At 71.2% G+C, this 25,726-nt stretch carries 21 protein-coding genes and 1 pseudogene; 14 read left to right on the top strand and 8 right to left on the bottom strand.

Features of this window, described 5'->3' with window-relative positions; translation table 11 throughout:
* The first annotated feature begins 19 nt into the window (after positions 1 to 19).
* The gene (locus tag ACWFRJ_RS09415; protein WP_453526297.1) at positions 20 to 1,282 is read left to right on the top strand and encodes a pyroglutamyl-peptidase I family protein; all 1,263 of its coding nucleotides are present in this window, start codon (positions 20 to 22) and stop codon (positions 1,280 to 1,282) included.
* Here ACWFRJ_RS09415 and ACWFRJ_RS09410 read toward each other — a convergent pair.
* Positions 1,263 to 2,081: an EI24 domain-containing protein gene (locus ACWFRJ_RS09410; protein ID WP_453526294.1), complete on the bottom strand. Its 819-nt coding sequence runs from the start codon at positions 2,079 to 2,081 to the stop codon at positions 1,263 to 1,265. The genes ACWFRJ_RS09415 and ACWFRJ_RS09410 overlap by 20 nt on opposite strands.
* A gap of 169 nt (positions 2,082 to 2,250) precedes the next feature.
* On the opposite strand from ACWFRJ_RS09410, the pseudogene ACWFRJ_RS09405 reads away from it, so the two are divergent.
* Both ACWFRJ_RS09405 and ACWFRJ_RS09400 read left to right on the top strand, forming a co-directional pair.
* Positions 2,251 to 4,848: pseudogene (locus tag ACWFRJ_RS09405) on the top strand (M14 family zinc carboxypeptidase).
* 264 nt (positions 4,849 to 5,112) lie between these two features.
* On the top strand, positions 5,113 to 6,270 hold the full coding sequence (locus ACWFRJ_RS09400; RefSeq protein ID WP_453526291.1) for a serine hydrolase domain-containing protein: 1,158 nt from the start codon (positions 5,113 to 5,115) through the stop codon (positions 6,268 to 6,270).
* 72 nt (positions 6,271 to 6,342) lie between these two features.
* Here the strand turns inward: ACWFRJ_RS09400 and ACWFRJ_RS09395 are convergent, their stop codons facing one another.
* Together ACWFRJ_RS09395 and ACWFRJ_RS09390 are read right to left on the bottom strand one after the other, a co-directional pair.
* On the bottom strand, positions 6,343 to 6,771 hold the full coding sequence (locus ACWFRJ_RS09395; protein WP_453526288.1) for an organic hydroperoxide resistance protein: 429 nt from the start codon (positions 6,769 to 6,771) through the stop codon (positions 6,343 to 6,345).
* Between the two features lie 117 nt (positions 6,772 to 6,888).
* Positions 6,889 to 7,932, bottom strand: a complete 1,044-nt coding sequence (locus tag ACWFRJ_RS09390) for an NADP-dependent oxidoreductase (protein ID WP_453526285.1) — start codon at positions 7,930 to 7,932, stop codon at positions 6,889 to 6,891.
* A 130-nt stretch (positions 7,933 to 8,062) separates the two neighbouring features.
* On the opposite strand from ACWFRJ_RS09390, the gene ACWFRJ_RS09385 reads away from it, so the two are divergent.
* Positions 8,063 to 8,512 (top strand): MarR family winged helix-turn-helix transcriptional regulator, encoded by a 450-nt coding sequence (locus ACWFRJ_RS09385; protein WP_453526282.1) that lies wholly within the window; start codon positions 8,063 to 8,065, stop codon positions 8,510 to 8,512.
* A 24-nt stretch (positions 8,513 to 8,536) separates the two neighbouring features.
* Here the strand turns inward: ACWFRJ_RS09385 and ACWFRJ_RS09380 are convergent, their stop codons facing one another.
* The 4 genes from ACWFRJ_RS09380 to ACWFRJ_RS09365 all read right to left on the bottom strand — a co-directional run bounded on the left by ACWFRJ_RS09380 (position 8,537) and on the right by ACWFRJ_RS09365 (position 11,744).
* Positions 8,537 to 9,232 (bottom strand): SCO2400 family protein, encoded by a 696-nt coding sequence (locus ACWFRJ_RS09380; RefSeq protein WP_453526279.1) that lies wholly within the window; start codon positions 9,230 to 9,232, stop codon positions 8,537 to 8,539.
* Between the two features lie 139 nt (positions 9,233 to 9,371).
* Complete coding sequence (locus tag ACWFRJ_RS09375) at positions 9,372 to 10,220, bottom strand: SMP-30/gluconolactonase/LRE family protein (protein ID WP_453526276.1); 849 nt, start codon at positions 10,218 to 10,220, stop codon at positions 9,372 to 9,374.
* A 51-nt stretch (positions 10,221 to 10,271) separates the two neighbouring features.
* Entirely contained in the window at positions 10,272 to 11,585 is a 1,314-nt protein-coding gene (locus tag ACWFRJ_RS09370; protein WP_453526273.1) for a PucR family transcriptional regulator, read from the bottom strand.
* 6 nt (positions 11,586 to 11,591) lie between these two features.
* Positions 11,592 to 11,744, bottom strand: a complete 153-nt coding sequence (locus tag ACWFRJ_RS09365; RefSeq protein ID WP_453526270.1) for a hypothetical protein — start codon at positions 11,742 to 11,744, stop codon at positions 11,592 to 11,594.
* A gap of 224 nt (positions 11,745 to 11,968) precedes the next feature.
* Here ACWFRJ_RS09365 and ACWFRJ_RS09360 point away from each other — a divergent pair, with 224 nt between their 5' ends.
* From ACWFRJ_RS09360 to ACWFRJ_RS09315, 10 genes are all read left to right on the top strand, one after another.
* Entirely contained in the window at positions 11,969 to 13,003 is a 1,035-nt protein-coding gene (locus ACWFRJ_RS09360; RefSeq protein WP_453526267.1) for a DUF3068 domain-containing protein, read from the top strand.
* Between the two features lie 266 nt (positions 13,004 to 13,269).
* Positions 13,270 to 14,439, top strand: a complete 1,170-nt coding sequence (locus tag ACWFRJ_RS09355; protein WP_453526264.1) for a glycosyltransferase family 4 protein — start codon at positions 13,270 to 13,272, stop codon at positions 14,437 to 14,439.
* Entirely contained in the window at positions 14,436 to 15,155 is a 720-nt protein-coding gene (locus ACWFRJ_RS09350) for a class I SAM-dependent methyltransferase (RefSeq protein WP_453526261.1), read from the top strand. Before ACWFRJ_RS09355 ends, ACWFRJ_RS09350 begins: the two co-directional genes overlap by 4 nt.
* A complete protein-coding gene (locus ACWFRJ_RS09345; protein ID WP_453526258.1) occupies positions 15,152 to 19,723 on the top strand; it encodes an alpha-(1->3)-arabinofuranosyltransferase domain-containing protein in 4,572 nt (1,523 codons plus the stop codon). The genes ACWFRJ_RS09350 and ACWFRJ_RS09345 overlap by 4 nt, the downstream gene beginning before the upstream one ends.
* The gene (locus ACWFRJ_RS09340) at positions 19,720 to 21,156 is read left to right on the top strand and encodes a condensation protein (protein WP_453526255.1); all 1,437 of its coding nucleotides are present in this window, start codon (positions 19,720 to 19,722) and stop codon (positions 21,154 to 21,156) included. The genes ACWFRJ_RS09345 and ACWFRJ_RS09340 overlap by 4 nt, the downstream gene beginning before the upstream one ends.
* Positions 21,153 to 21,908, top strand: a complete 756-nt coding sequence (locus ACWFRJ_RS09335) for a class I SAM-dependent methyltransferase (protein WP_453526252.1) — start codon at positions 21,153 to 21,155, stop codon at positions 21,906 to 21,908. Before ACWFRJ_RS09340 ends, ACWFRJ_RS09335 begins: the two co-directional genes overlap by 4 nt.
* A gap of 16 nt (positions 21,909 to 21,924) precedes the next feature.
* Positions 21,925 to 22,830 carry a hypothetical protein gene (locus tag ACWFRJ_RS09330; protein ID WP_453527158.1) on the top strand — a complete coding sequence of 302 codons (906 nt, stop codon included), beginning with the start codon at positions 21,925 to 21,927 and terminating at the stop codon, positions 22,828 to 22,830.
* Positions 22,830 to 23,057, top strand: a complete 228-nt coding sequence (locus tag ACWFRJ_RS09325) for a Trm112 family protein (RefSeq protein WP_453526249.1) — start codon at positions 22,830 to 22,832, stop codon at positions 23,055 to 23,057. Before ACWFRJ_RS09330 ends, ACWFRJ_RS09325 begins: the two co-directional genes overlap by 1 nt.
* Positions 23,054 to 23,872, top strand: coding sequence for an FkbM family methyltransferase (locus tag ACWFRJ_RS09320; protein WP_453526246.1), 819 nt, complete (start codon positions 23,054 to 23,056; stop codon positions 23,870 to 23,872). Before ACWFRJ_RS09325 ends, ACWFRJ_RS09320 begins: the two co-directional genes overlap by 4 nt.
* Entirely contained in the window at positions 23,853 to 24,473 is a 621-nt protein-coding gene (locus ACWFRJ_RS09315; RefSeq protein WP_453526243.1) for a hypothetical protein, read from the top strand. The genes ACWFRJ_RS09320 and ACWFRJ_RS09315 overlap by 20 nt, the downstream gene beginning before the upstream one ends.
* On the opposite strand, the gene ACWFRJ_RS09310 is transcribed toward ACWFRJ_RS09315, so the two are convergent.
* Entirely contained in the window at positions 24,398 to 25,609 is a 1,212-nt protein-coding gene (locus tag ACWFRJ_RS09310) for a Cmx/CmrA family chloramphenicol efflux MFS transporter (RefSeq protein ID WP_453526240.1), read from the bottom strand. The two genes, ACWFRJ_RS09315 and ACWFRJ_RS09310, sit on opposite strands and share 76 nt — an antisense overlap.
* Between the last annotated feature and the right edge of the window lie 117 nt (positions 25,610 to 25,726).

Below are 25,726 nucleotides of genomic sequence, written 5' to 3'. Positions count from 1 at the left end.
CAGCCACGGAAGGACTCCCGTGTCACTCTCGTCCAACGTCTCCCCGCGGCTCGCCGCGATCGGCGTCACCCTCCTGCTCTCCCTCTCCGCCGTGCCCGCGTCGGCGGCCACCGCACCGGCCACGACGACAGAAGAGCAGCGCCTCGACCGGGCCGCGCCGCAGGAGATCCTGCGGCGCAGCGGATTCGACGCCGTGGCCCCGAAGTTCGCGCGGGCCCTGGAACGCGCCCACTCGTACGCGGAGGCCAAGCGCATCGCCGTACGGCAGGGAGAGGCTCTGTGGCGGCGTGCCGTCGACCGGGCGCAGGGGCGGGGTCCCGCCGGTGAGCTGAGCCGTGACGACGACCGGCCGCTGTACTGGGCCCGGCTCGGGATGACCCGTGAGCTGCGCCAGTGGGAGCCGACCCGCTTCGGGGTCGGCGAGGCACGGCAGCGGCACCTCATACGGGCCCTTGAGGACGCGTCCCGCGGGCACAACTCCATCAGCTACCCGAAGAAGGACTCCTCGGGCCACCGCCTCAAGCGCATCCTCGTCACCGGCTTCGACCCCTTCACGCTCGACCGGGACGTCCGCATCAGCAACCCGTCCGGCGCGACCGCCCTCGCGCTCGACGGCACCGTCATCGACACCGCCGACGGTCCCGCCCGCGTGGAGACCGCCGTCTTCCCCGTCCGCTGGGAGGACTTCGCGGAAGGCACGGTCGAGCGCACGCTGCGCGCCCATCTCCCCCGCGTCGACCTCTTCACCACCATCAGCCAGGGCCGCGCGGGACGCTTCGACATCGAGCGGACCAACGGGGCCTGGCGGGGCGGCTTCCCCGACAACGAGAACCTCTCGCGCACGGAGACGGTCCCGGTGGCCGATCCGGCCTCGCAGCCGCAGTGGACGTCCACGACCCTCCCGTACAAGGACATCGTGAGCGCCGAGACGGGCCGCTTCCCCGTGTACGACAACACCTCGGTGACCGAGGTCCCTGCGGGCCAGAGCGCTCCCGTGGTCCGCCCCGACGGGCCCACCGCGGGTTCCACGGCCCGTGAGGGCGGCGGCGGCAACTACCTGTCGAACGAGATCGCCTACCGGGCGACGCTCCTTCGCGACCGCCTCGGGCTGCACGACCGTCTGCCCGGCGGCCATGTGCACACGCCGATCCTGCAGTTCGGGACGGGCAACACGGACCCGGCGACGGGCGAGATCACCGATCCCGAGTTCGTGCGCAACCGGCTCGACATCATCGCGCAGGTGCGGCAGATCCTGACGACCGCTATGGACGCTCGCCGGTAGCGGGAACCCGGCCTCGGGGACCGGGCGAACCGTCCGGTCCCTGCGGGTCGTCGTCGCCCGCGTCCTCGCCCGCGAGCTCCCGCGCCATCAGCGTCGCGCCCGCGACCGCCCCCGGCATCAGGAACACCGCGACGAAGGGGACGAGGAAGGCGACGGCGAGCGGGGTGCCGAAGCCCCACGCCAGCATCTTCCGGCCGCGCAGCACCCTGAGCCGTTCGCGGAGTTCGACGCCCCGGCGCTGCAGCGCCACCGCGGTCAGCTCCTCGACCAGGAAGAAGCCCGTCACGCAGAAGCCGATCACCGGGACCACGGTCTGGCCGACGACCGGGATGAAGCCGAGGGCGAAGAGCAGGATGCCCCAGACCAGGGCCCGTACGAGGATGCGGAGGCTGTCGCGTGCGGAGATCCACAGGTCGCGCCAGAGCGGCAGGCCCGACTCGGGGGCGTGTCCGGCGACGGAGATGTCGACCTTCTCCGACAGCGACTCGTAGAAGGGCTGGCCGATCAGGAGTGTCACGGCCGTGAAGGTGATCACCGAGAGGAGGAGGGCGAGCGCGAAGAGCAGCGCCGTGAGGGCGCCGCGGAACAGGCCGAGCCACGGCGACGACCAGTCGTCGGCGAAGGGCGTCGCCCAGCCGACGAAGTCCGTGCCCCACAGGGCGAGCGCGACGAGCGCGGCCGCGTAGAGAAGCAGGGTGATCAGGCCCGGCAACAGGCCGACCCCGTACTGCTTGCCGTGCTGGGCGACCCAGCGCTGGCCCTTCATCAAGTAGCCGAAGCCTCGTCCCAGATCACGCATGCGGCACAGCCTATCCGCCGGTCGGGGGCCTGCGGTCCAGGGGACTGGTGGGAGATCGGAGGGGGCTCGGAGTCGGCTCGTGAGGCTTGAAGGCCCTCTTGTTGCGCGGGGGTTGAAACGGTAGACCACGCGTACTGGCTTCTCTTCCGCTTCGCTCCAGGAGGTATGCATGGGGATATCCCGGCCGTCCAGACCCGTTCTGCTCACCACCCTCGCCTCGGCGGGCGCCCTTCTCCTCACCACCCTCGCCCCCGGGAGCGCGACCGCCGACCCCCGTCCGGGCGGTCGCGACATCCTCCGCGAGGGCTCGCCCCTCAGCAGCACGGAACGGGCCGCCAGGGCCCCGGAGAGCGCCGCCGACCGCTCGCTGGGAGCCGCCGAAAGCCCCGGCCTGAGCAGCGGCAAGGGGCGCGGCTATCCCCGCGAGCAGAAGCTCACTCCACCTCCCGCCAATCCGGCCGACAAGTCGATAAAGCTGGGCCTGTCCCCCTATCACTCCATCGCCCCGAAGCTGAATGGCATCCAGGGCATCGGCGACCGCGTCAGCGTGGAGATCGCGGGCCGTTCGGCGGGCGGGCACCAGCTCTACCTGGTGACCGTCACCTCGCCCGAGTCCGCCAAGGAGAGCGCCCGCCAGGAGCGGATGCGCGACCTCATCGAGAACTCTCCCGGCGCCGCCGCCAAGGATCCGGCGGTCAAGTCCTCGTACAAGACGCCGGTCTTCATCAACAACAACATCCACGGCAACGAGTGGGAGGGCACGGACGCCGCCCTGAAGCTCATCGAGAAGCTGGCGAAGGCCAAGGACGGCAAGACGCGGGACCTGCTCGCGCACAACCGGCTCTACTTCAATGTCACGGCCAACCCCGACGGCCGTATCGCGGGTACCCGCGAGAACGCCAACGGCTTCGACCTCAACCGCGACTTCATCACCGCGTCGCAGCCCGAGGTCCGCGCGATGCGGCAGGTCGCCATCGACAAGCAGCCCGCGGTCATGATCGACCTGCACGGGTACGTCAACGGCACGCTGATCGAGCCGACGACTCCCCCGCACGGCGAGAACTACGAGTACGACCTCTTCCTCAAGAACTCCTACGCCAACGCCCTCGGCATGGAGGCCGCGGTCAACGGCCTCGGCTACACCCCCGAGAAGGACGGCGTCGAACCGGCGATCATCCCCTTCCGCGACCAGGAGGAGGGCTGGGACGACTGGCCGCCGATCTTCACCCCGCAGTACATGCCGTTCCACGGCGCGGTCGCCGCGCACACCATCGAGTTCCCGATGACCGTCAACAACGACGAGTACGACGATCTGCCGGTGCCGGAGCTGCGGCGGCGGTCCGCGATCAACGTGGACATCGCGGGCGCGGCGATGTCGGCGACGCTCAAGTACACGCAGGAGCACCGGACTTCGGTGATCGCCGATCAGATCGAGACGTTCCGGCGGGGCGCGACGGGTGCGGCGCAGGTCCCGGTCTCGCCCGAGACCGTGCCCGGAGTGCCGGGCATCGGTCCGGAGGACGTCTACACGACCGACTTCCCCCGTGCGTACGTGATTCCGCGGGGCAAGGAGAAGGGCGAGCGCGGCCAGCGCTCGGCGGCGGCAGCCTCGCGTCTCGTGGAGCATCTGCTCGACAACGACGTCCAAGTCCGCAGGGCGACGCGGGACTTCAGGCTCGGCGGGACCTCGTACGCCGAGGGTTCGTACGTCGTCGACATGCGTCAGCCCAAGCGCGGGCTCGCCAATGTGATGCTCGCCGACGGGCGCGACATCAGCGACAAGGTGTCCACGATGTACGACATCTCGGGGTGGAGCCTCGGGCGGCTGTGGGGCGCGACGGTGGACTCGGTGAAGGGTGGTTCGCTGTCCGGTGTGCGGTCGAGTGCCGTGGACTCCGCGTCGCGGGTCGGGCATGTCGCTTCGCGCGGGTCTCTTCGGCTGCGGCTCGACGACGCGCGGGAGGTCGCGGCTCTCAACTGACTTCTCGCACGCGGGACTTCCGTGCGGCGGGCTGACGACGGGAGCGTGATCCTGCCGTCGTCGGCGCGGGGTGCGGCGGTCGCCGCCGCGAAGAAGTACGACGTCGCCTTCGACGCCACCAAGGTGAAGGGCGGGGCTGTCGTGCGCCCCACGCGGGTCGCGGCGGCCGTCACCCCCGGTGAGCTGTTCGCTCTGCGGGAGATGAACTTCGACGTGGTGCCGGTTTCGACGGATGCCCTCAACGCCGGGTTCGACTGGAAGAAGTCGGGTGCGGACGCCCTGTTCGTCTCGGCCGGGCTCTCCTACGGGGAGTTGAAGGCCTCTGCGAAGGCCAGGCTCGACGCGTTCCTCGCGGATGGGGGTGGTCTCGTCGGGCGTGGCTCGGAGGGGGCCGCGTTGAACTCCGCCGCGAAGCTGCTCTCCGTGAAGGCGGTCTCCGGGAACGGGGACGCAAATGGTGTGGTGCGGGTCGTCAATTCCGGCGGGCCTGTGACCGGTGGCGCTCCGGAGCATTCGTTCGTTTACGCGCCCATGTGGTTCACGGGGCTTGGGAGCGGCGTGCGGGTCGAACAGTCGTACGGGGGCGGGAATCCGCTGCTCTCCGGGCACTGGCGGGCGGTCGAGGGCGGCGCGGGTGGCCCCTCTGACGCCTCGGGTCAGGCTTCCGTCGTCAGCGGGTCCGCTGCGGGGTCCCGCGTGGTCCTGTTCGGCACGGAGCCGCTGTTCCGAGACCACCCCAAGGGGGTGTTTCCGCAGGTGGGGCGGGCATTGCTGAGCGTGAGCTGAGGCTGGAGCGGGCCCTGCGGGGCTTTCCCCAATCCCGCCCCTTCCCGAAACTGGGGCTCCGCCCCAGACCCCGGTCCTCAAGCGCCGGACGGGCTGAAAGATTCAGCCCGTCCGGCGTTTGAGGACGAGCTCGGCGAAGCCGGTGATGCCGGCACGCATAAGGCACATGGCCCCCGCGCCGAGCGGGTTCGCGGGAAGGGGCGGGGTTGGGGAATCTTCCCGGGTTCTCACGCGGTTGCAGCCAGCAAGGAGGCACGAGACCACATGACCCGTGAAATCAAAGTCCAAGGAACCACCGCAGCCGGATACGAAGCCGTTCGGGACGAGTTCACTGCCGTGTTGGCCGCGGAGAAGCCCGATCATGCCGCGCAGCTCTCCGCGTACGTCAAGGGGAAGCAGGTCGTCGACCTGTGGGTGGGGCCGGACACCGGGCCCGAGACGCTGTTCGGCGTCTACTCGTCCACGAAGGGCGCCGCCCACCTCGTCGTGGCCCTGCTCGTCCAGGACGGCACCCTGGACGTTGACCGTCAAGTGGCTCACTACTGGCCGGAGTTCGCCGCCGAGGGCAAGGGAGACGTCACCCTCCGGGAGCTCCTCGCCCACCGCGTGGGCATCGTCGGCGCCGATACCGGGTTCACTCCGGAGGAAGTCGCCGACGACCGTGTCATCGCCGCGCGCCTCGCGTCCCAGCGGCCCTTCTGGCGCCCCGGCACCGCCTTCGGCTACCACGCGTTCTCGATCGGCGCCCTGACCGGCGAGGTCGTCTTCCGGGTCACCGGGCAGACGCTGCAAGAGGTGTACGAGGAGCGTGTCCGCGCACCGTACGGGCTCGACTTCCACCTCGGGCTCCCGGAAGCGCTGGAGCCCCGGTTCCGGTCCGTCCTTCCGATGGCCCCCTCCCCCGCCGAGCAGGCCTTCCTCGACGCGCAGCCGCCGCAGCCCGGCAGCCTGCCGTCCATCGCCTTCAATCGCGTCGGCGCACACCCCACCGACCTGGAGTCGTTCCCCAACTCCCGTCTGGTGCGCGCCAAGGGGAACGCGTCGGCAAGTGGTGTCGCCTCCGCGCGCGGCCTCGCCGGGATGTACGCGGCGGCGGTCACCGGGCTCGACGGCAAGGAGCCCCTCCTGAAGGCGGACACCGTGGCCGCGTTCGGGCAGATCCACTCCACCGGGCACGACCTGGTGTCGCGGGCCCACAGATCGTTCGGGCTCGGGTTCCAGGCCACCTCCGAATACAAGTACCCGTTCCTCGGCGCGGGGACCATCGGGCACAGCGGTGCGGGCGGCTCACAGGCGTTCGCCGATCCGTACAGCGGGCTCACCTACGGGTACACGCGGCGCCGGTTCGCCTTCCCCGGCGGCCCTGCCGAGGAGAACGAGCGTCTCGTGCGGACCATTCACACGGCCGTCGTGAACAGCTGAGCGACCGGCGACGCGGCGGAGGGCCGCACCCCTGTCGGGGGTGCGGCCCTCCGCCGCGTGCGAGAGGCGTGATCAGGCGACCGCGAGCTCCACCTTGATGTTGCCGCGCGTGGCGTTCGAGTACGGGCACACCTGGTGCGCCTTCTCGATCAGGGACTGCGCGGTGGCCGTGTCCACGTTCGGGATGGAGGCGGTGATCGCGACCTCCAGGCCGAAGCCGCCGGCCTCGGTCGAGCCGATGCCGACCTTGGCGGTCACGGTCGAGCCGGAGATGTCGGCGTTCTCCTTGCGGGCGACCACGCCGAGCGCGCCCTGGAAGCAGGCGCTGTAACCCGCCGCGAAGAGCTGCTCGGGGTTGGTGCCCGCGCCGCTGCCGCCCATCTCCTTCGGCGGGTTGACGACGACGTCGAGCTTGCCGTCATCGGTGGCGACGCGGCCGTCACGGCCGTTCTCGGCGGTGGCGACGGCGGTGTACTTGACGTCGATCTTCTGGATGGACATAAGTGCCGGTTCCTCCTGAGATGTTCCGCGATGCGCGCCCACAGTCGCGACAATGTGGAATCACTTTATCGGATGCCGGAAGATGACTTCCGGCGGTGCGTTTCGCGTGCCCGTGACTCAGACCAGGGAAACGATCATCTTTCCCGTGTTCTCGCCGCGCAGCATCCCGAGGAACGCCTCCACGCCGTTCTCGACGCCCTCGACGAACGTCTCGTCGTACTTGAGCTCGCCGGAGCGGATCCACGCGCCGACCTCGTTCACGAACTGCGGCTGCAGCGCCTCGTGGTCCCCGACGAGCACGCCCTGGAGGCGCAGGCGCTTACCGATGATCATGGCCATGTTGCGCGGGCCGGGCGTCGGCTCGGTGTTGTTGTAGGCCGCGATCATGCCGCAGATGGTGGCGCGGCCGTGCACGTTCATGCGGCTGATGGCAGCTTCGAGGTGCTCGCCGCCGACGTTGTCGAAGTAGACGTCGACGCCGTCGGGGGCCGCGTCCTTCAGCTGCTCGACGACCGGGCGCGGGTCCTTGTAGTTGAACGCGGCGTCGAAGCCGTACTCCTCGACGAGCTTCTTCACCTTCTCGTCCGAGCCCGCCGAGCCGATGACGCGCGAGGCACCCTTGAGCTTGGCCATCTGGCCGACCTGGGAGCCGACGGCGCCCGCGGCGCCGGAGACGAAGACCGAGTCGCCCTCCTTGAACGAGGCGACCTCGAAGAGGCCCGCGTACGCGGTCAGGCCCGTCATGCCGAGCACACCGAGGTACGTCGAGAGCGGGGCGGCCTGCGCGTCCACCTTGGTGGCGTGCTTGGCCGGGAGGGCCGCGTACTCGCGCCAGCCCCCGAAGTGCAGGACGTTGTCGCCCACCGCGAAGCCCTCGGCGTTCGACGCGACGACCTCGCCGACCGCACCGCCCTGCATGGGCTCGTCCAGCTTGAAGGGCGGGGTGTACGACTTCACGTCGTTCATCCGGCCGCGCATGTACGGGTCCACGGAGAAGTGCAGGTTGCGGACCAGGATCTGGCCGTCGGCCGGGGCGGAGACAGGGGCCTCGCGCAGGGCGAAGTCCTCCGGGACCGGCCAGCCGTGCGGGCGGCGCACGAGGTGCCATTCGCGGCTGACGGCGGGGAGCTGGGACCCGGGGGCCTCGGGGGTGACGGACATGCGGGCGTCCTCCTGCTGCTGCTCAGGCTGCCGTTTCCAGCAGGCTGGTGTGACGGAAATGCTTCAGGTTGTGAAACAACCATGCTCCTACATATTTCATGATGTCAAGTATCGGGGTAGCCTGGAGCGCATGGCCACCACCAGCTCCCGCACCCCGCGCACCGACCCCCTGACGCTGGAAGTCGTCGAGCTCATCGGCACGGTCGTCGCGCGTTACTACGAGGAGTACGACGCCGCGGCGGGCAAGCACGCCCTCACCGGCGCGCAGGCACGCGTCCTGGGGCTGCTCTCCATCGAGCCCCTGCCCATGCGGCGCATAGCCCAGAAACTGAAGTGCGAGCCGTCGAACATCACGGGGATCATCGACCGGCTCGAGGTGCGCGGACTCGTCGAGCGGCGGCCCGACCCGGCCGACCGCCGCGTGAAGCTGGCGGCGCCGACGGAGGAGGGGCTCACGGTCGCCCGCAGCCTGCGCGATTCGCTGGACTTCGCGCGGGAGCCCCTCGCCGAGCTCACCCGCGAGGAGCGGCTCTCGCTGCGCGGGCTGCTGCGGAGGATGGTCGGCGAGGACGCCGTCTGACGCTCGTACGCGGTGGTGGAACCGCTACGTGCACCACCACAGGAAGCGGTCGCACGTCTGCGACGGCTCAGGCTCGGGCGTCGTCGGGTCCGGCTGCTGCGTGGTCGGCGGGGGTGTGGGGCGCGTGGTTCCGGGGGTGTCCGGAGCGTCCGGACTGCCCGGGGCGTCCGGCGCCGACGTCGTTTCCGGGGCGGCCGAATCGGGGTCCTCGTCGGCCTCGCCCGTCGTCTCGCGGTCCCTGGCCTTCTTCGCTTCCTTGGACGCCTTGTCCTTCGCGGACTCGGACCCCGAAGCCGATGCCGAGGGGTCGGCCGACGCGTCCGCGGCCGACTCGGCTTCCGCCGCCGTGCCGCTCTCCGGGTCGTCCGGCGTCCTTGACGCGGAACTTTCCGCTCCCGCGTCCGGCGAGGACGCCGCCGTCGGTTCGTCCGAGGGGCCCTCAATGCCGAGCTCGGCCAGGCTCAGGCCACCGGCCGCGAGCGCGAGCCCTGCGGTGATCAACAGGACCTTGCGGCGTCTGCGCCGGTGCGCCCGGCGTCCGCGCTCCCGGCGGCGGCCCCTGCCGCGCGGCACGTCGTCGTACGCGCGCTCGGAACCGTCCGGTTCGGCCTGCGCCGCGACCGCCTCCGCGTACTCACGGCAGGCTTCGGCCGGGGTTCCGCATCCCGGGCAGGCCAGGGCGCCGTTGAGGTGCCTGTGGCACGGGTGGCAGTAGTCCATGAGGCATGGAGGCTAAGTGAGGCGCGGGTAACAGAGGAAGCCGCTGCCGTGAAGGTTGTGTGCGGAATCGAATGTTCCAGCGGCATCGACTTCCCCTATGGGGCAAACCGCCTCTTCCACGCCGGTCGCGGCGCTCTTCTCACCCCGCGAACGCCGCCTGCTCCACGCCCTGCCCGGCGTCCGGCACCACGAGCACGGACCCGGACATGGGGTGCGGCGCCGCAAGTCCCGTACTGGCGGAGGTGATGTACAGGTCGCTCAGCCCCGCGCCGCCGAACGCGCACGCGGTCGGGCGGGCCACCGGCAGCTCGATCACCCGGTCCAGGTCGCCGGACGGGGTGTAGCGGCGTACGGCGGCGCCGTCCCACAGGGCGACCCAGACGCAGCCGTCGGCGTCGACGGTGAGCCCGTCGGGGTATCCGGCGTCGGCCTCGATGGTCGCCAAGGGGCGCCTGGAGAGCGGGAGTTGGCCGTCGCGCAGTTCCAGTACGTCGATGCGGCGCGTCGGGGTGTCTACGTAGTACATGAAGCGGCTGTCCGGGCTCCATCCCGTGCCGTTGCTGACGGACACGTCACCGAAGACCTCGGTCGCCGTGCCGTCGCCGGTCAGCCGGATCAGGTTGCCGCCGCCCGTCGCCTCGTCGTAGCGCATCGTGCCCGCCCAGAGCGCGCCGTCGGGGGCGACCACCGCGTCGTTGCCACGGCGGCCCGGTACGACCTCGTGGTGCAGCCAGCGGAACGCGCCGCCCTCCGCCATGGAGTCGTAGAGACCCACGCCGTCGCGGAGATTGACCACGAGGCCGCCGCCCGCGCGCGGCTTCGCGGCGCCGACGTGCTGTTCGGTGGCCATGACCGAGCGGTGCCCGGTCGAGGGGTCGTACGTGTGGACGCGTGAGCTCAGGATGTCGACCCAGATCAGTCGCCGGGCGGCATGGTCCCAGGTGGGGCCCTCGCCGAGTGCTGCCTGCGCGCGTACCGCTATGTCCATTGCGGCAGGCTACCCGCACGGCCCCGCACGGCCCACCTCATCCCGCTCGCCTCAGACCGCCCGGCCCAGCTCCCCCCTCAACCGCCGCGCCCTGAGCACCAGTTCCAGCTCGAAGCGGCGGTCCGGGTCGTCGACCTCGTCGCCCCACAGTTCCCTGATCTGCCGCAGGCGGTAGCGCACCGTCTGCGGATGCACCCCGAGGCGGGCCGCGACCTCCGGTGCGCCGCCCCTCGTCTCCAGCCAGGCGAGCAGCGTCTCGGCGAGGCGGCGGCCGTGCGCGGGGCCGCAGTGCGCGAGCGGGGCCAGGCAGCGGCGGGCCAAGTCCTCGATGAGCTCCTCGGGTTGGAGCAGGACCAGGGCCTCGGTGTGCTCGGTGCAGTGCAGGACCTCGCCCGACGGCAACAGGCCGCGCTCCATCAGGCGGACCGCGGCCTCCGCCCAGCGCAGTGACTTCGCGGCGTCGGCGAGCGGTACGGGCGGGCCGATCGCGCCGGACCAGCCCGCCATGGTGCGCCGGAGCAGCTCGGGGCGGCCCGCCGCTTCCGGGTCGGGGACGACCATGCGGGGCTGCTCGGTCTCCATGTCGAGCAGGACGCCCTGTCCGACGGCGGGCGCCACGGCTTCCCTCGCCGGGCGCAGGAGTACGCCGACCGCGACCCGCTCGGGTAGCTGCCAGCCGACGCGGGCGGCCCGTTCGTCGAGCGCGCTGCGGGCGTCGGGGCGCCTCGACGCGGAGTGCGAGCCGGCTCCGGAACCGGAAGTGGAACCGGAATCGGCCGACATCCCCGACCCGGAGTCACCTCGCCGCTCGGCGAGGATCAGCTCCATCAACTTCCTTTGCAGGCGCAACCGTTCGCCCGCCTGCCGGGCAGCGGCCTCGGCGTATCCGCGTACGGACTGGTCGACCAGGCCGTCCAGATACTCGAAGCCCGACTCGGCGAGTTCGTACATGGCCGGTGGCGGGATCTCGATCTGCTGGCCGATCTCGGCAAGGCGGCGCCAGGCGAGCCGTACCCCGAGCCGGTAGATCGCCTGGAGCGAGTCGAGGCTGCGGCCGTGCAGGCCCTCGCCCCTGCCGAACTCCTGGAAGACCTCAAGGGGGTAGCACGGCCGCCCTTCGGCGGACGCGATCTGCTGGACGAACCCCTCAAGGGCGCGGCGGATGCCGATGAGCGCCATGGGCTCGCCCGAGTCGTCGAGGACGACGGGCAGCCCTGGGTACTCGGCGCGGATCTCCCGCAGGATGTCCTGGGCGAGGGCGGGCACTTCGTCCAGGGCGAGCGCGGCGAACTGCCTTACGAGCAGGGGCGGTACGTCGCGCCAGGCCGAGCGGGTGGAAAGCCCCTGGCTCTCGGTCACGGGCACGGCCACTCACTGCCCCTGTGGGGGAGCCTCGAAGTGCACAAGGGGCGTGTTGGGCTGTTCCGGCGTCGCGTTCAGGGCCGCGACGATGCCGAAGGCGGCGGCCACGGCGAGAACCGCGGCGACCGCTGCGGTCAGTCCGGCGGCGAGCAGTCGGTGCATGTCAGGGTCAGCCTCTCTGCTGGAGGTCGTCCCCACCCAGGTCGCACAGGCCGCACGGAAGTCGTTCGTGCGGTGTGCACGGATGTCGTTCGTACAGCCCCAAACCGGCCCCGCCCGGCAAGTGCCCAGTCTCATCAACGCATTGACACTTCGTCAAGGGTCCGCCTAGCGTTCCGGCCCCATACGGCTCGGTAACACTTCTCACCCGCCCCCAGGAGTGCCGGATGCGCCGCACAGCCTCTCCCCTCTCGCTGATCCTCCTCGGACTCGGCGTCTTTCTGCTCGTCCTGGCCCCGATGCTCGCGTGGTACGTCGAACCACGTGCGAAGCGCACGCCCGTCGACGTCGACATCACGACGGTCTTCAAGGGCAAGGGCAGCTATTTCGACACCGAGAAGATCAAGACCGTGCACGACAAGAACCTCACGATCACGCGTCAGGTGCGCGGCGACGTGGACGACAGCAACGACGAGCACGCGGTCTGGGACGTGTCCACGTCGGTCGACCCGGACAGCTCGCTCCCGGCCGCCGATCCGCACGATTCGCTCCAGTGGACGACGGAGCGCTGGGTCACCGACCGCAGGACGAACGAGCCCGTGCACTGCTGCGGCGAGACGCCGTACTTCGAGGGCGAGGCCTACCTCAAGTTCCCCTTCGACGTGCAGAAACGCTCCTACACCTGGTGGGACAACACGCTCGGCGCGACCGTCCCGCTGACCTTCAGGGGCACGAAGAAGATCCAGGGTTACGAGGGCTACCGCTTCACCGCGAAGGTGAAGCCCGCGAAGACCGGAACCCGCCTTGTGCCGGGCCGCCTTGTGGGTCAGCCCAAGCGCAGCAACGTGCTCGCCGAGGAGTGGTACGCCAACCACGGCGTCGATCTTGTCGCCGACAAACGCACGGGCCGGATCATCTACGCGGCGATCGGCCCCCGCAAGACGCTGCGCGCGCCAGGATCGGACAAGGACGCGACGGTGCTGCTCGACAGCGAGCGCATCGCGTTCACGCCCAAGACGCAGAAGGCACAGGTCAAGCTCGCCGACGACGACAGCAGCCGCCTCGAGCTCGTGGGCGAGACGCTGCCCGTCGGGACGGGTGCGCTGGGTGGGCTGCTCGTGATCGTGGGAGGCGTTCTCGTCGTACGGGGACGACGGTCCGGCAGTGGGACACAAGGGTCGAATGGTCCGGGTACGGCGGCGGAGCCGGACGGTCCGAATGGTGATACGTCTCCAACCACCCTGCAACACAGCACGATGTGATGAGACGTCAGCTCTTGAAAGGCGAGAAATTGTCACTTCGGTGAGTAGCCGCGCCGAACACGGCAGCGAAAACTAACGACCCCACCCGAGCACAATCCCCGCACAGCCCCGTACCGCCCCCGCACAGCCCCGCACCACCCCGCACCACCCCGCACAGTACGAGCACAGCGCCTCCGCAAGCGACAAGCGACCCCCCGAACGGTGCACCCCCCTCCAGAACCCTCATAGCACCTCACGGTTCCGCACCCTGACGAGTTGGAGCACGCATGCCCCAGCACGTGCCTTCCCCGCTGCGCGCCGCCACCCCGCGGGTCGCGCAACGGCCTCCGGCACCTCCCCCGCAGCCGCGCCGGATCGTTTTTCTCGCCCGCCGCGACCTCGCCAACCCGGCAGCGGGCGGATCCGAACTGCTCGTCGACCGGCTGGCCGACGGCCTGAGCAAGCTCGGCCACCAGGTCACCCTCCTGTGCGGGGGCCCGGCCGCGTTCCGCGACTACCGCGTCGTGTCGGCGGGCGGTGACCTCGGGCACTATCTGCGCTCGCGTTCCGCCTTCACCCGGCAGGTCGGCGACTGCGATCTGCTCGTCGAGGTCTGCAACGGCATGCCGTACCTGGCGCCGCTGTGGCACCGCGGGCCCACGCTGTGCCTGGTCAACCACGTCCACACCGATCTGTGGGGGATGCGCTTCCAGGGCGCGCTCGCCCCCGCGGCCCGGCTCGGCCGAAGACTCGAGCACTGGTCGCTCTCCGGCGCCCAGCGCGGCAATCTCCTGGTGGCCGTGTCGCCGTCGACGTCCAACGCCCTGCGCGCGATAGGCGTCGACCGTGAGCGCATCCGCATCGTCCACAACGGGGTCGAGGAGCCGGGCCCGCTCCACCCCCGCTCGGACGAACCGATGTTCCTGGCGATGGGACGGCTCGTCGAGTACAAGCGCATCGATCTCCTGCTGCGGCTCTGGGAGCGCGTCAGACCCGTCACCGGCGGACGTCTGGTGATCGTGGGCGACGGGCCCGAGCTCGCCCGGCTCCAGCAGATCGCAGGACCCGGCGTGGAGTTCAAGGGCCATGTCTCCGAGGCGGAGAAGCACCGGCTGCTCTGCGAGGCCTGGATGCTCCTGCATCCCTCCGCCGTGGAGGGCTGGGGCCTGGTGATCACCGAGGCGGCGACCCGCTCGACGCCGGCGATCGGCTTCGACGTACCGGGTGTACGTGACTCGATCGAGGACGGTGTGACGGGGCTGCTCGCCCGGGGCGAGAGTTCCTTCGCCGCCGCCTGGTGCACCCTGGCGCTCAGCGCCGAGCGGCGCAGGGCCTTCGGCAAGGCCGCCAGTGAGCGGGCCACCAGCTTCCGGTGGGCCAACTCCGTACGCGAGTTCCAGGCGGTGGCCGCCGAGGCGGTCATCACCCATCAAGCCACGCACCAGGGGTCCGTGTGAAGGACCCGTCCCTGCGCCGTTCCGTCACCCTCTTCCGGGCCTTCCTGCGCGAGCAGCAAGAGCCCGAGCGGTGTTACACCCTGCTCGCCCGTGACGCCGCCGACCAGGTCGAGGCCTATGGACCGGTCAGGGACCGCGTCGTCGTCGATGTCGGCGGCGGCGGGGGCTACTTCACCGAGGAGTTCCGGCGGCGCGGCGCCCAGAGTTTCCTCTTCGAGCCGGACCCGGCCGAGCTGGGCGCCAAGCCTCCTCAGGGCGCCGTCGTCGCCGACGGATACCTGCTCCCCCTGGGGGACGGCGTCGCCGACGTCACCTTCTCCTCCAACGTCCTCGAGCACGTGGACGATCCGCAGACGTTCCTCAGCGAGATGGTGCGGGTGACGAAGCCCGGCGGTCTTGTCTACGTCTCCTTCACCAACTGGTACTCGCCGTGGGGCGGCCACGAGTGGGCGCCCTGGCACTACTTGGGCGGCGACCGTGCGCGGGCCCGCTATGAACGGCGTACCGGCAAGGCAGCCAAACACACGCTGGGCGAGAACCTCTTCGCCCACCACATCGGACCGACCCTGCGCCAGGTTCGGGCGAGGGACGACGTGTCCGTCGTGTCCGCGCGGTCCCGCTACTGGCCGTTCCTGGCCGGTGGCATCACCAAAGTGCCGGGTGTACGCGAGTTCGCCACCTGGAATCTCCTCCTCATCCTCAGGCGGTGTCCATGACCACGGTCCAGGCCCCACCCCCGGCGGCAGTCCGGCCCACGGCTGACGCCCCCGAACCCGGCGGAGGCCCGCGCTCGCGGCGCTGGCTGCTCGGGTTCTGGGCCGTGGTGTTCGTCCTCCTCCTGGCCGTGAAGCCGGGGCGGATGACGTTCGACACCAAGCTGGGTGTGGCCGTCGACCCCTGGCAGTTCCTCTCCGACCTGGGCCAGCTCTGGCACGACCGGGGCGGGTTCGGCGGGATCCAGGACCAGTACGTCGGATACACGTGGCCGATGCTGCCGTTCTACGGCCTGGCCAAGCTCGTCCACCTGCCGGTGTGGCTCGCGGAGCGGCTCTGGCTCTCGCTGATCGTGGCCACCGCGTTCTGGGGCGTGCTCCGGCTCGCCGAGAGGATGCGGATCGGCAGCGGCGCGAGCAGGCTGCTCGGCGCGGTGGCGTTCGCCCTGTGGCCGACGTTCACGATCGTCGTCGGCTCGACGTCGGCGGCGGCGCTGCCCGGCGCCCTCCTTCCGTGGGTGCTGCTCCCGCTGACGAACGACCGGATCAGCGCGCGCTCCGCCGCCCTGCGGTCCGCGCTCGTCATCCCCTTCATGGGCGGCGTGAACGCGGCGGCGACGCTCGCGTCCTTGCTGCCGGTGGGCCTGTATCTCCTTTCGAGACCGAACGGTCCGCGCAAACGGAAGCTGATCACCTGGTGGGTGCCCGGCGTCATCCTCGCCACCGCCTGGTGGATGGTGCCGTTGTTGATGCTGGGCATCTACGGCGAGAACTTCCTCCCGTACGTGGAGACTTCGGCGACGACGACCGGCACGATGTCGGCCACGGAGGCGCTGCGCGGCGCGGGCAACTGGGTCGCGTATCTGCACTTCGGCGAGGCGTGGCTGCCCGCCGGGTGGGCGGTCGCGACGTCCGTGATCGTCGTGGTCTGCTCGGCGTTCGCCGCAGCCATCGGTCTGGCCGGGCTCGCGCGGCGCGACATGCCCGAGCGGCGCTGGCTCGTCCTGACCGTGCTCTCGGTCGTCCTCGTCACGCTCGCCGGGTACGGCGGCGCGTTCGGGGCGCCCTTCCACGAGACCATGCAGTCGTGGCTGAACGGCTGGCTCGTCCCGTTCCGCAACATCTACAAGTTCCAGACGGGCCTCGCGCTCGCCCTCGTCTTCGGCCTGATGCATGTCGTGGGCGTGGCCGCGCAGACGCGCGGGGTGCGGCCGGTGCGCGGGCGGCGCTACGCCCCGCTGATCGCCGCCGTGCTCGTACTTCCGGGACTCGCCTTCCCCTACCTCAACGGCTCCATCCTCCAGCCCGGTTCGTTCAAGAAGCTGCCGACGTACTGGCAGACGACGTCCGACTGGCTGAAGAAGTACTCCCCCGACTCGCGTGCGCTCGTGGTGCCCGCCACCGCGCACGGCATCTACACCTGGGGCTCGCCCATCGACCAGCCCCTCGACGTGCTCGCCGACTCGCGCTGGGCGCAGCGGGACTACGTGCCGTTCGGTACGCCCGGCAACAGGCGCGCGATGGACGCGGTGGAGCAGGCGCTCGCGACGGGCGGCGAAGTCACCGGCCTGCGCGACTACTTGTCGCGCGCGGGCATGTACTACGTCGTCGTACGCAACGACCTCGACCCCGACCAGATCGGCAACGTACCGACCGCGACCGTCAAGCGGACCCTGGAGGAGTCGGGATACAAGCGGATCACCGGCTTCGGTCCGACGGAGACCGGCGGCATCATCCCCAACGACACGCCTCTCCAGGTCGAGGGCCTCTACCCGCGCCAGCGCGCGGTGGAGATCTACGCCCCGGGGTCGGGCGGCCAGCGGCCGGGTCAGGCCGGGATCAAGCCGGTGTCGAACACGGCCGTGGTGAGCGGCGGCCCCGAGTCGCTGCTCCAGCTCTCCGCCGACCCCTCGATGCGGGACCGCCCCTCCGTCCTGACGGGCGACAACCACCCGGGTGTCGGAACTCCGGCCCTCCAGGCGGTCGGTGACGGTCTGCGCCGCGCCGACACGCGCTTCGGCCTTGTCAGCTCCAACACCTCCTATACGTACACACCCGGCGAACGCAACGCGAGCGGGGCCCTCCAGGACGCGGGCAAGAAGCCGCACCAGATCCTGCCCACCGAGGGGATCGAGCACCAGACGACGGCCGAGCTGCGCGGCGCGAAGTCCGTGACGGCGTCGAGCTACGGCAACTGGCTCTTCCACCTGCCGCAGTACGACCCCGTGAACGCCTTCGACGGCAACCCGGACACGGCGTGGGCCGAGGGCAGCCCCGGAAAGCCGAAGGGCGCCTGGATCAAGGCGGAGTTCCGCTCCAAGGAGTCGATCCCCTCCTCGATCAAGGTCACGCCGCTGCCGCAGGACGGCGTGCGGGCCGCGCCCACGCGGGTGCGGGTGGAGACGGAGCAGGGCACCCGCACGAGTCCGCTGCAGCCCAACGGCATGCGGCAGAGCATCAAGGTGCCGGCCGGTGAGTCGAGTTGGCTGAAGGTCACGATCCTGGACGCGCAGATCGGCCGCGAAGGCCTGACGGGCGCCGGGTTCTCGGAGATCACCGTTCCGGGTGTACGGGTGACGAAGCTGCTCCAGCTGCCCCAGGACACCGGGGCCTCCGCCAGGGTGCCCGACGAGGGCGCCGAGGCGACGACGTACTCGATGCACCGTTCATCGGACCCGAGCGCGCTGTCGCCGGTGAACGCCGAGTCGGGCCTGCACCGGCGCTTCTCGACTCCGGCCGAGGGCGAGTACGAGGTGAAGGCGAGCGCGGTCGCCGTGCAAGGGGACGAGCTCGACAAGCTCCTCTACAAGGTGGCGCCGGAGCAGAAGGACCAGATCATCGCGAGCGCGAAGTCCACTTCGAAGCTCGGCGGCAGTCTCTCTCCGCGCAATCTCACGGACGGCGACCTGACGACGGCCTGGATCGCGGGCGACAATCCGGAGATCACTCTGAAGTGGAAGGGCAAGCAGGAGATCGACGAGATCGTCCTGCCTGCGGCGGGCGGACTCTCGACCCGCCCCGAGAAGATCGAGATCAGCTCGCCGGACGGCGCGGCGATCGCCGGTGTCGACGAGAACGGCAACGCGCGGTTCGCCCCGATCACCACGGACGAGCTGACCATCACCATCACGCAGACCGCACCGCTGACGGTCCACAACCCGGTGGCCGACGCCCAGTTGCAGCTCCCTGTCGGGCTCACCGAGGTCTACGTCCCGGCCCTGGACAAGTACCGCACGAAGCAGCCTCCGGCCTCGGACACCTTCGAACTCGCCTGCGGCGAAGGGCCGATGCTCGCCATCGACGGCAAGCTGCACGCGACGAGCGCGAAGGGCTCGGTACGGGACCTGACCGAGCGGCGGCCCATCGAGGTGACGCTCTGCTCGCGGGGCTCGGAGAACACGACCGTGTCGCTCGGCTCCGGCGAGCACACCGTCGAGGCAGGAGACGCGGGCCCGATCGCCCTGATGGACGTCTCGATGACGCAGGGGACGCCGGGTGAGGTCGACAACGAGTCGCGCTCCCTGAACATCAAGGACTGGCTGGGCGACCGCCGCGAGCTGACGGTGGGCGCGGGCGCGTCCTCGTACCTCTCGACCTACGAGAACATCAACGACGGCTGGAAGGCCACGCTCAACGGCAAGGAGCTGTCGTCCGTGCGCCTCGACGGCTGGCAGCAGGGCTTCCTGATCCCGAAGGGCGAGGGCGGGACGGTCAAGCTGTCGTACGAGCCGTCCCGGATCTACGAGATCGGCCTGATCGGCGGCGGTGTCGCCATCCTCGCCCTGATCGCCCTGGTCCTGTACCGGCGCCGCGAGCCGAACCCGGACGGGCCCGACGTCACGCCGCCCGCGCCGGGTCTGATCCTCGGCACGGTGGCGCTGACGCTGGTGGGCGTGGTGATCGCGGGCTGGTTCGCGCTGCTCGTGCCCGCGCTCGCCCTGCTCGCGTGGCGCCGTCACGCGCTGCTCGTCCCGCTCGCGTTCGCGGCGATGGCCGGGGCGGGGATCGTGGCGGCGGTGGGGGCGGGTGAGCCGACCACGTCGGACGCGGGTGCGTTCAGCCCGGCCGCTCAACTCCTGGCTCTCATCGCGCTGTTCGCGGCGCTCGTGAGTGTGCGGGGAGCTGCTGCGGGAACCTCGGCAGCATCCGGGGACACCGGTGGCGAGGGGGGCGAGGCCGCTCCGTGGGGGCCGCCTCCGCCCCATACTCCACCGGCGACGCCTCACCCGGAGAGCGGCCACACCCCACCGCTGGGGTCGCCGTTGGGGCCCGACCCGGACCTGGGCACGAGGCCGCTGCCGCGCAGGAAGCGCGGGGCGAACGGGCCGGGTGCGGGGGCAGGTGACGGCGCTCAAGGCGGCGCTCAAGAGGCGGGTGGCACGCCGCAGGCCGCCAGCTCGACCATCTCCGCGAGGGGCCCCGCGTCCGCACAGGCGGAGCTTCCGCCGCCGGGCGCACGGACCTCTCGGACCACGCGGACCGCGCGCTTCAGGCGGCGCAGGCCGACGTCGGCGGACGGGCTCACGGGAGCCACGGCGCCGACCGCCTCCGGGGAGGACACGGACCGATGACCGCACTCGATCACCCGGCACGTCACGCGGACGGACCCGAACAGCCCCCTGGGCGCGTGCCGTTCCCCGTCGTCGACGAGGTCTCCAGGCACTGCCTCCAGGAGGAGGAGCCGGAGACGGTACACATCGAGGTCCACCTGCCCGGCAGCCCGGACCCGGCCCGCCTGAAGGCCGCGTTCACGGAGGCCCTGCGCCGCCACCCGCGCATCCTGATGCGGGAGGCGCGGGGGCCCTGGTACCGGCGCCGCTACGAGTGGGAACTGACGCCGGGTCCCGACGTGGAGGTGGTGACGTTCCCCGCGCCGGAACGGGACGCCCTGAAGAAGGCCCGCGCCCGCTCCCTCTCCCAGGCCCCACCTTTGTCTGCGTCTCCGCCGATCCGCCTGGAGGTGATCGCCTCGGACGGGGAGGGGGACACGGTTGGCTTCGGCGGGGGTGGGGGTTCCGGTGACGCTCTCGCCTCGAGGAGCGGCGGTGCGAACGCCGGTACGGGCAAAGGCACCGGCAGTGTCCTCTTCCTCACCATCAATCACACCGCCCTCGACGGCCCCGCCTGCCTCCGTGTTCTCGCCACCGCCGCCGAGCTGTACGGCGGGCAGGACAACTCCCCCGCCGCGCCTCCCCTGCGCGCGGCGCCCTCCTCCGTCGCCGTGCCCGAGAGCGCGGAGGCGGTCGGTGACGCGGGATCCGGCTGGGCTCCCCCCGCCCGTGTCTCCCGTGGCGCCCCCGAGCCCTCTCCCGGCAACGGCATGCTCGTCGTCGAGCTGCCCGTGCCGCGGCGGCCCAAGGGGGCGCCGTTCACCGTGAACGATCAGCTCATGGTGGCGACCGCGCTGATGATCGCGCACTGGAACCGGGAGCACGGGGCGCGGCCCAGGCCCTTCCGGATCACCATGCCCGTCGACGACCGGCCCCGCAGTATGGACATGCCCATCGGCAACGGCACCCGGCTCGTCGAAGTGCCGTTCACCGCAGCCGAGTTGACCTCCGAGGACTGGGGCCCGGAGGAGATCGGGGCGCTGCTGCGGCGCACCGCCGACCGCACCCGTGCCCTCAAGGCGCTCCCCCGGCCCCAACTCGGCCGCGGCGCCGCCCTCCTGACCTCGCCCGTCCTGCCCGTCACCCTCAGGGCCGCCGTCACGCGCGGCCTGCGCAGGGCCGCCGCGCCCTGGACCTCCACCACGCTGCTCAGCAACATCGGACGCATTCCCTACTCCCTCGACTTCGGTGACGCCGGTCGCGCGCACGCCGTCTGGTTCTCCGCGCCCGCACGCCTGCCACGCGGCCTGACCGTGACCACGGCGTCCACCGCGGGCCGTCTGCACGTCGCCCTGCGCTGGTCGAAGACCCTGCTCAGCAGCGGCGACGGGGCCCATCTGCGTGACCTCTTCGAGCACTACCTCCATGCCACGGAGGAGGGGACGACACCGTGACGACAAGCACGAGTACCAGCACCAGCACCAGCACCGCCCCCCGTGACCTGCGGGACTTCTACGAGGACCCCTCCGTCCCCGTCGCGTCCGGCGACGCCCGCAGCCTCCGCCAGGCCCGGATGCTCGCCGAAGCCATCGGCCCCGCCACCGCGCGTACCGCCGTCGTCCTGGACATCGGCTGCGGCGACGGTACCGCCGCTGCGACCGCGGCCCCGCTCCTCGCGGGTCATCGCGTGATCGGCGTCGACTGGTCGCAGGACGCCCTCAAGCGGGCGCACGCGCATCTTCCGTACGTCGTACGCGGTGAACTCACCGACGGTGGGCTTCCGTTCGCCGACGGAGCCGCCGACGCCGTTCTCTTCAGCGAGGTCATCGAGCATCTCGTCGACCCCGACAGCGCGCTCGACGAGTTGCGGAGAGTACTCAGGCCAGGAGGGCATCTGATGCTGTCCACACCCAACCTCGCCGCCTGGTACAACCGAGGGCTCCTGCTCGCGGGCGTGCAGCCCGTCTTCTCGGAGGTCAGCCTGCGCGGCATCCACGGCCGTCCGGGGAGCGAGGTCGTCGGGCATCTGCGGCTCTACACCGCCCGCGCGCTGCGGGAGTTCGTCGCCGCGTCCGGCTTCGACGTCGTACGTGTCGCCGGCGCCCCCTTCCACGGCGTACCGCGTCCGCTGCGCGCCCTGGACCGACTCGCCTGCGCCGTGCCGAGCGCCTCGTCGATCCTGCTGCTGCACGCCCGAAGGAAGTAGCGCCATGTGGTGGGGTGTGACCGCCGCCCTGCTCGCGAACGTCCTCTACAGCACCGGGTTCGTCCTGGAGAAACGTGCCCTCACCGCCATGCCGTCCGTCAGCGTGCGCAGCCCGGCACGGCTGCTCAGGCAGGTCGTCTCGAGCCCCCTGTGGATCGGCGGATCGCTCGCGCTCGCCGCCGGGTTCGGCGCGCAGCTCGCCGTCTACCGGACGCTGCCCATCGCCGCCGCACAGGGCATCTTCGTATCCGGGCTCGTGCTCCTGCTGCTGCTCTCCTCCGTGCTGCTCGGGGAGCAGACATCGGGCCGCGAGCGGTACGCCGTCGGGGCCATTCTCCTCGCGCTGCTCATGGTCGTCCTCTCGCTCAGCGAGGAGTCGGACACCGTCAGCCACAGCGCGCCCGTGCCGCTCGTCCTCACGGTCTGCCTGCCCTCGCTCGCCGCGGGCGTCCTGCTCTACGGATCCGCCGAGCGCCGCTCGAAGCACCGGCACCGGCTTCCGACGACGGGCGTCGAGTACGGGGTCGCCGTCGGGCTCCTCTACGGAGTCAGCTCGCTCGCCATCAAGGGCGTATCCAGCTATCTGACCACGCAGGGACTGGGCTCAGCGCTCCTCCACCTGCTCGCATCGCCGTATCCGTATCTGCTGCTCTTCACCGGCGCGTTCGGCCTGGTCATGTCCCAGGCGGCACTGCAGCGCTGCCGGGCCTCGCTCATCGTTCCGGTGTGCACGACGGTTACCGCGCTCTTCACCGCGGTACTCGGGACGCTGGCGTTCGGCGAGCCGCTGCCCGATGAGCCGGTGCGGCTCGCCCTGCGGATCGCGGGCACGGCGCTCGCGGTGTCCGTGCTCCTCGCCATGCCCAAGCATGACGCGGCGCCGCCTCAACCAACGCCCTCCACCAAGGAGTTGACTAGCTGATGAACCCCGAAGATCCCTTGCTGAAGATCCTCGCCTGCCCGCTGGACAAGGGGCCGCTGCATCTCCTGGAACCCACGGACCCCCTCGTACCGCAGGAGGTTCTCTACAACCCCCGTCTGCGCCGCCGCTACCCCATCATCGACGGCATCCCGCAGCTCCTGCCCTCCTCCGGCGAGCAGCTGTCGGAGGACGAGCACGAGCAGCTCCTGAAGCGGATATCCACGTGACGGGGCCCCACAAGACCGTGGCCGCCCGCCTCGCCCCGCACCTCCCCGCCCGTCTCATCGGCGCCCTTGCCCGTCTCGTCTACCCCCGCTTCGAACCGGAGCTCGCCCGCCTCGCCGACCTCTGCCCGCCCGGCTGCGGCACTGCGGTGGACGTAGGCGGCTGGTACGGCCCCTGGTCGCGCCGCCTTGCCTCGCGTGCGCGCCGCGTGGTGACCGTGGAGCCCGTCCCGCATCTGGCGCGGCTCCTCGAGACCTCCACGCCCGGCAACGTCCGGGTGATCCAGGCCGCGGCCACGGACCGCCCCGGCACGGCACGGCTCTGGCTGCCGCAGGGCGACCGCGGGGACCGCGGGGTCTCCTCGCTCATCCGCAGGGACATCCACGCCGAGGCGGTCGACGTGCCCTGCCTCACCCTGGACGGGCTCGGCCTGCGCGACGTCGACTTCATCAAGATCGACGTGGACGGCAACGAACTCCCCGTCCTGCACGGCGCCCACGACCTGCTCACCCGTGACCGGCCCGCGCTCTTCATCGAGCTGGAGTCCCGCATCCAGCCGATCGAGCCGATCATCGAGCTGCTCACCCGCCACCACGGCTACCAGGGCTGGGTCCTGCCCCACCACACCTGGCTGCCGCTCGCGGACTTCGACCTGGAGGCGCACCAGCACGACACGTCGTACGTGGTGTCGCAGGGGCTGCTGCGCAGGGTTCTTACGCCTCGCCGTCCCCGGTACGTCAATTCGGTGCTCTTCCTTCCTGGCGGGCGCCGCCCGGGAGCGGCCGCGGTGCGCGACCATGGAGCACATGTCCGCTAGCTCCGCCCCCGGCCCCAAGTCTTCCGGCCCGTTCACCCCGCTGGACTTCCAGCTGGTCCTGTTGCGCCGCATGGCCGACCACAACCCGGACCTGGTGGAGACGGCCCGCCATGAGCTCGGCGTCTCCATCGCGGACATGCGCGAGGCCAACCGCCGCTGGCAGGCGATGACCCGGTCCTCCCGCTCGCGCGGCGCGGTCTCCCGTTACCGCTCGGTCCTCGGCGCGCCCGAAGCCACCGTGACCCGGCAGATCGGCGACCTGGAGTGCGAGGCCCTGCTGTGGCCGGTGCCGCTCTGGCCGACCCTGCGCTTCGAGGTCCTGCGCGCGCCGAACGGCGCGGTGTGGAACGAGTGGCTGATCCGCACGCCCGGCGCCCCGGGCCCCGCACTCCACACGGTGGACGACCTCACACCCTGGTCGTGCACGGTCGACGAGGCCGCCCGCGCGTTCGCACCGGCCCGCCCCATGGAGGGCACGGCACCCACGCGCTGGCGGCTCGCGTTCACGGCACCGGACGGAGCGGGTCAGCCGCGGCGCTGCGTCGCGGAGTTCACGTGGGGGCTGCTCCAGCGGCTGTCGTTCCCTGACTCCCCCGGCTGACGGCGGCACAGTGTGGTCACCCCGACCACCAGGGCAAGCGCCACGAGCAGCGCGCTGACCCACAGGGGCGAGCGGTGGCCGAGCCCCGCCGCCAGGGCGAGGCCGCCGGCCACGGGCCCGATCGCGGCGCCCACGTTCAGCGCGGCCGTGGCGAAGCCGCCCGCGAGCGTGGGGGCGCCGGTCGCCGCGTACAGCGCCTGGGTGATCAGCGCGGAGCCGACGCCGAAGGACAGCGCGCCCTGGACGAGGACGAGCACGACCGCGGCCACCGGATTCCCCGCGGTCAGCGCGAAGAGCACCCACCCGGCGAGCAGCGCCACCGCGCCCGTGAGGAGGAACGGCACGGGCCGCGCGTCCGCGTACCGCCCGGCGACCGTGACCCCGATGAACGACCCGGCGCCGAAGAGCGCGAGCAGCGCGGGCACCCGGCTCTCCGAGAAACCGGTGACGTCGGTGATCACCGGGGAGAGGTAGGTGAACGTACAGAAGGTCGCGCCGTTCACCAGCGCTCCGAGGAGCAGGGTCACGACGAGCCGAGGCGCGCGCAGCGACCGCAGCTCACCGCGCGCGTCCGGCCCCACGGCGTCGGGGGCACCGCCGGGCACGGACCGCAGGATCGCGAGGACGGCGGGCACCGACACCAGCGCCACCGCCCAGAACGCGGACCGCCACCCCCAGAACTGCCCGAGCAGCGCTCCGCCGGGAACGCCCGCGACACAGGCGAGGGTGACGCCGCCGAGCAGCACAGACGTGGCCCGCCCCTTGGCGTTCGGCTCGACCATGCCGATCGCGGTGACCAGGGCCACCGCGAGGAACCCGGCGTTGGCGAGCGCACCGACGACACGGGTCGCGAGGAGCACGGCGAAGCTGCTGGTCAGCGCGCCGACGACATGGACTAGCAGGAAGGTGACGAGGAAGGCGAGCAGCGCGGTCCTGCGCGGCCAGCGACGGCTGAGGACGGCCATCAACGGTGCACCGATGATCATCCCCATGGCGAAGGCCGAGGTCAGCGTGCCCGCTGTCGAGAGGGATACGTCGAGGTCGGCGGCGATGTCGGGGCCGAGACCGGAGAGCATGAACTCGGAGGTGCCTTGCGCGAAAACGGCAAGTCCGAGCATGTAGAGGGAAAATGGCATGAAGGAACTCCGCAGGTGGCCGATGGCCAGGAAGGGGAAAGTCAGTCCGCGCTACGGCGAGGGCGCCCCGAAAGGGGCGCGAGGAACTGCGCGACCAGCCACGACGCACTCGCGGAT

The organism is Streptomyces sp. NPDC055239 (assembly GCF_053606205.1).
Note: the sequence above shows the minus strand (reverse complement) of the source record. Positions and strands in the feature narration are given on the sequence as shown.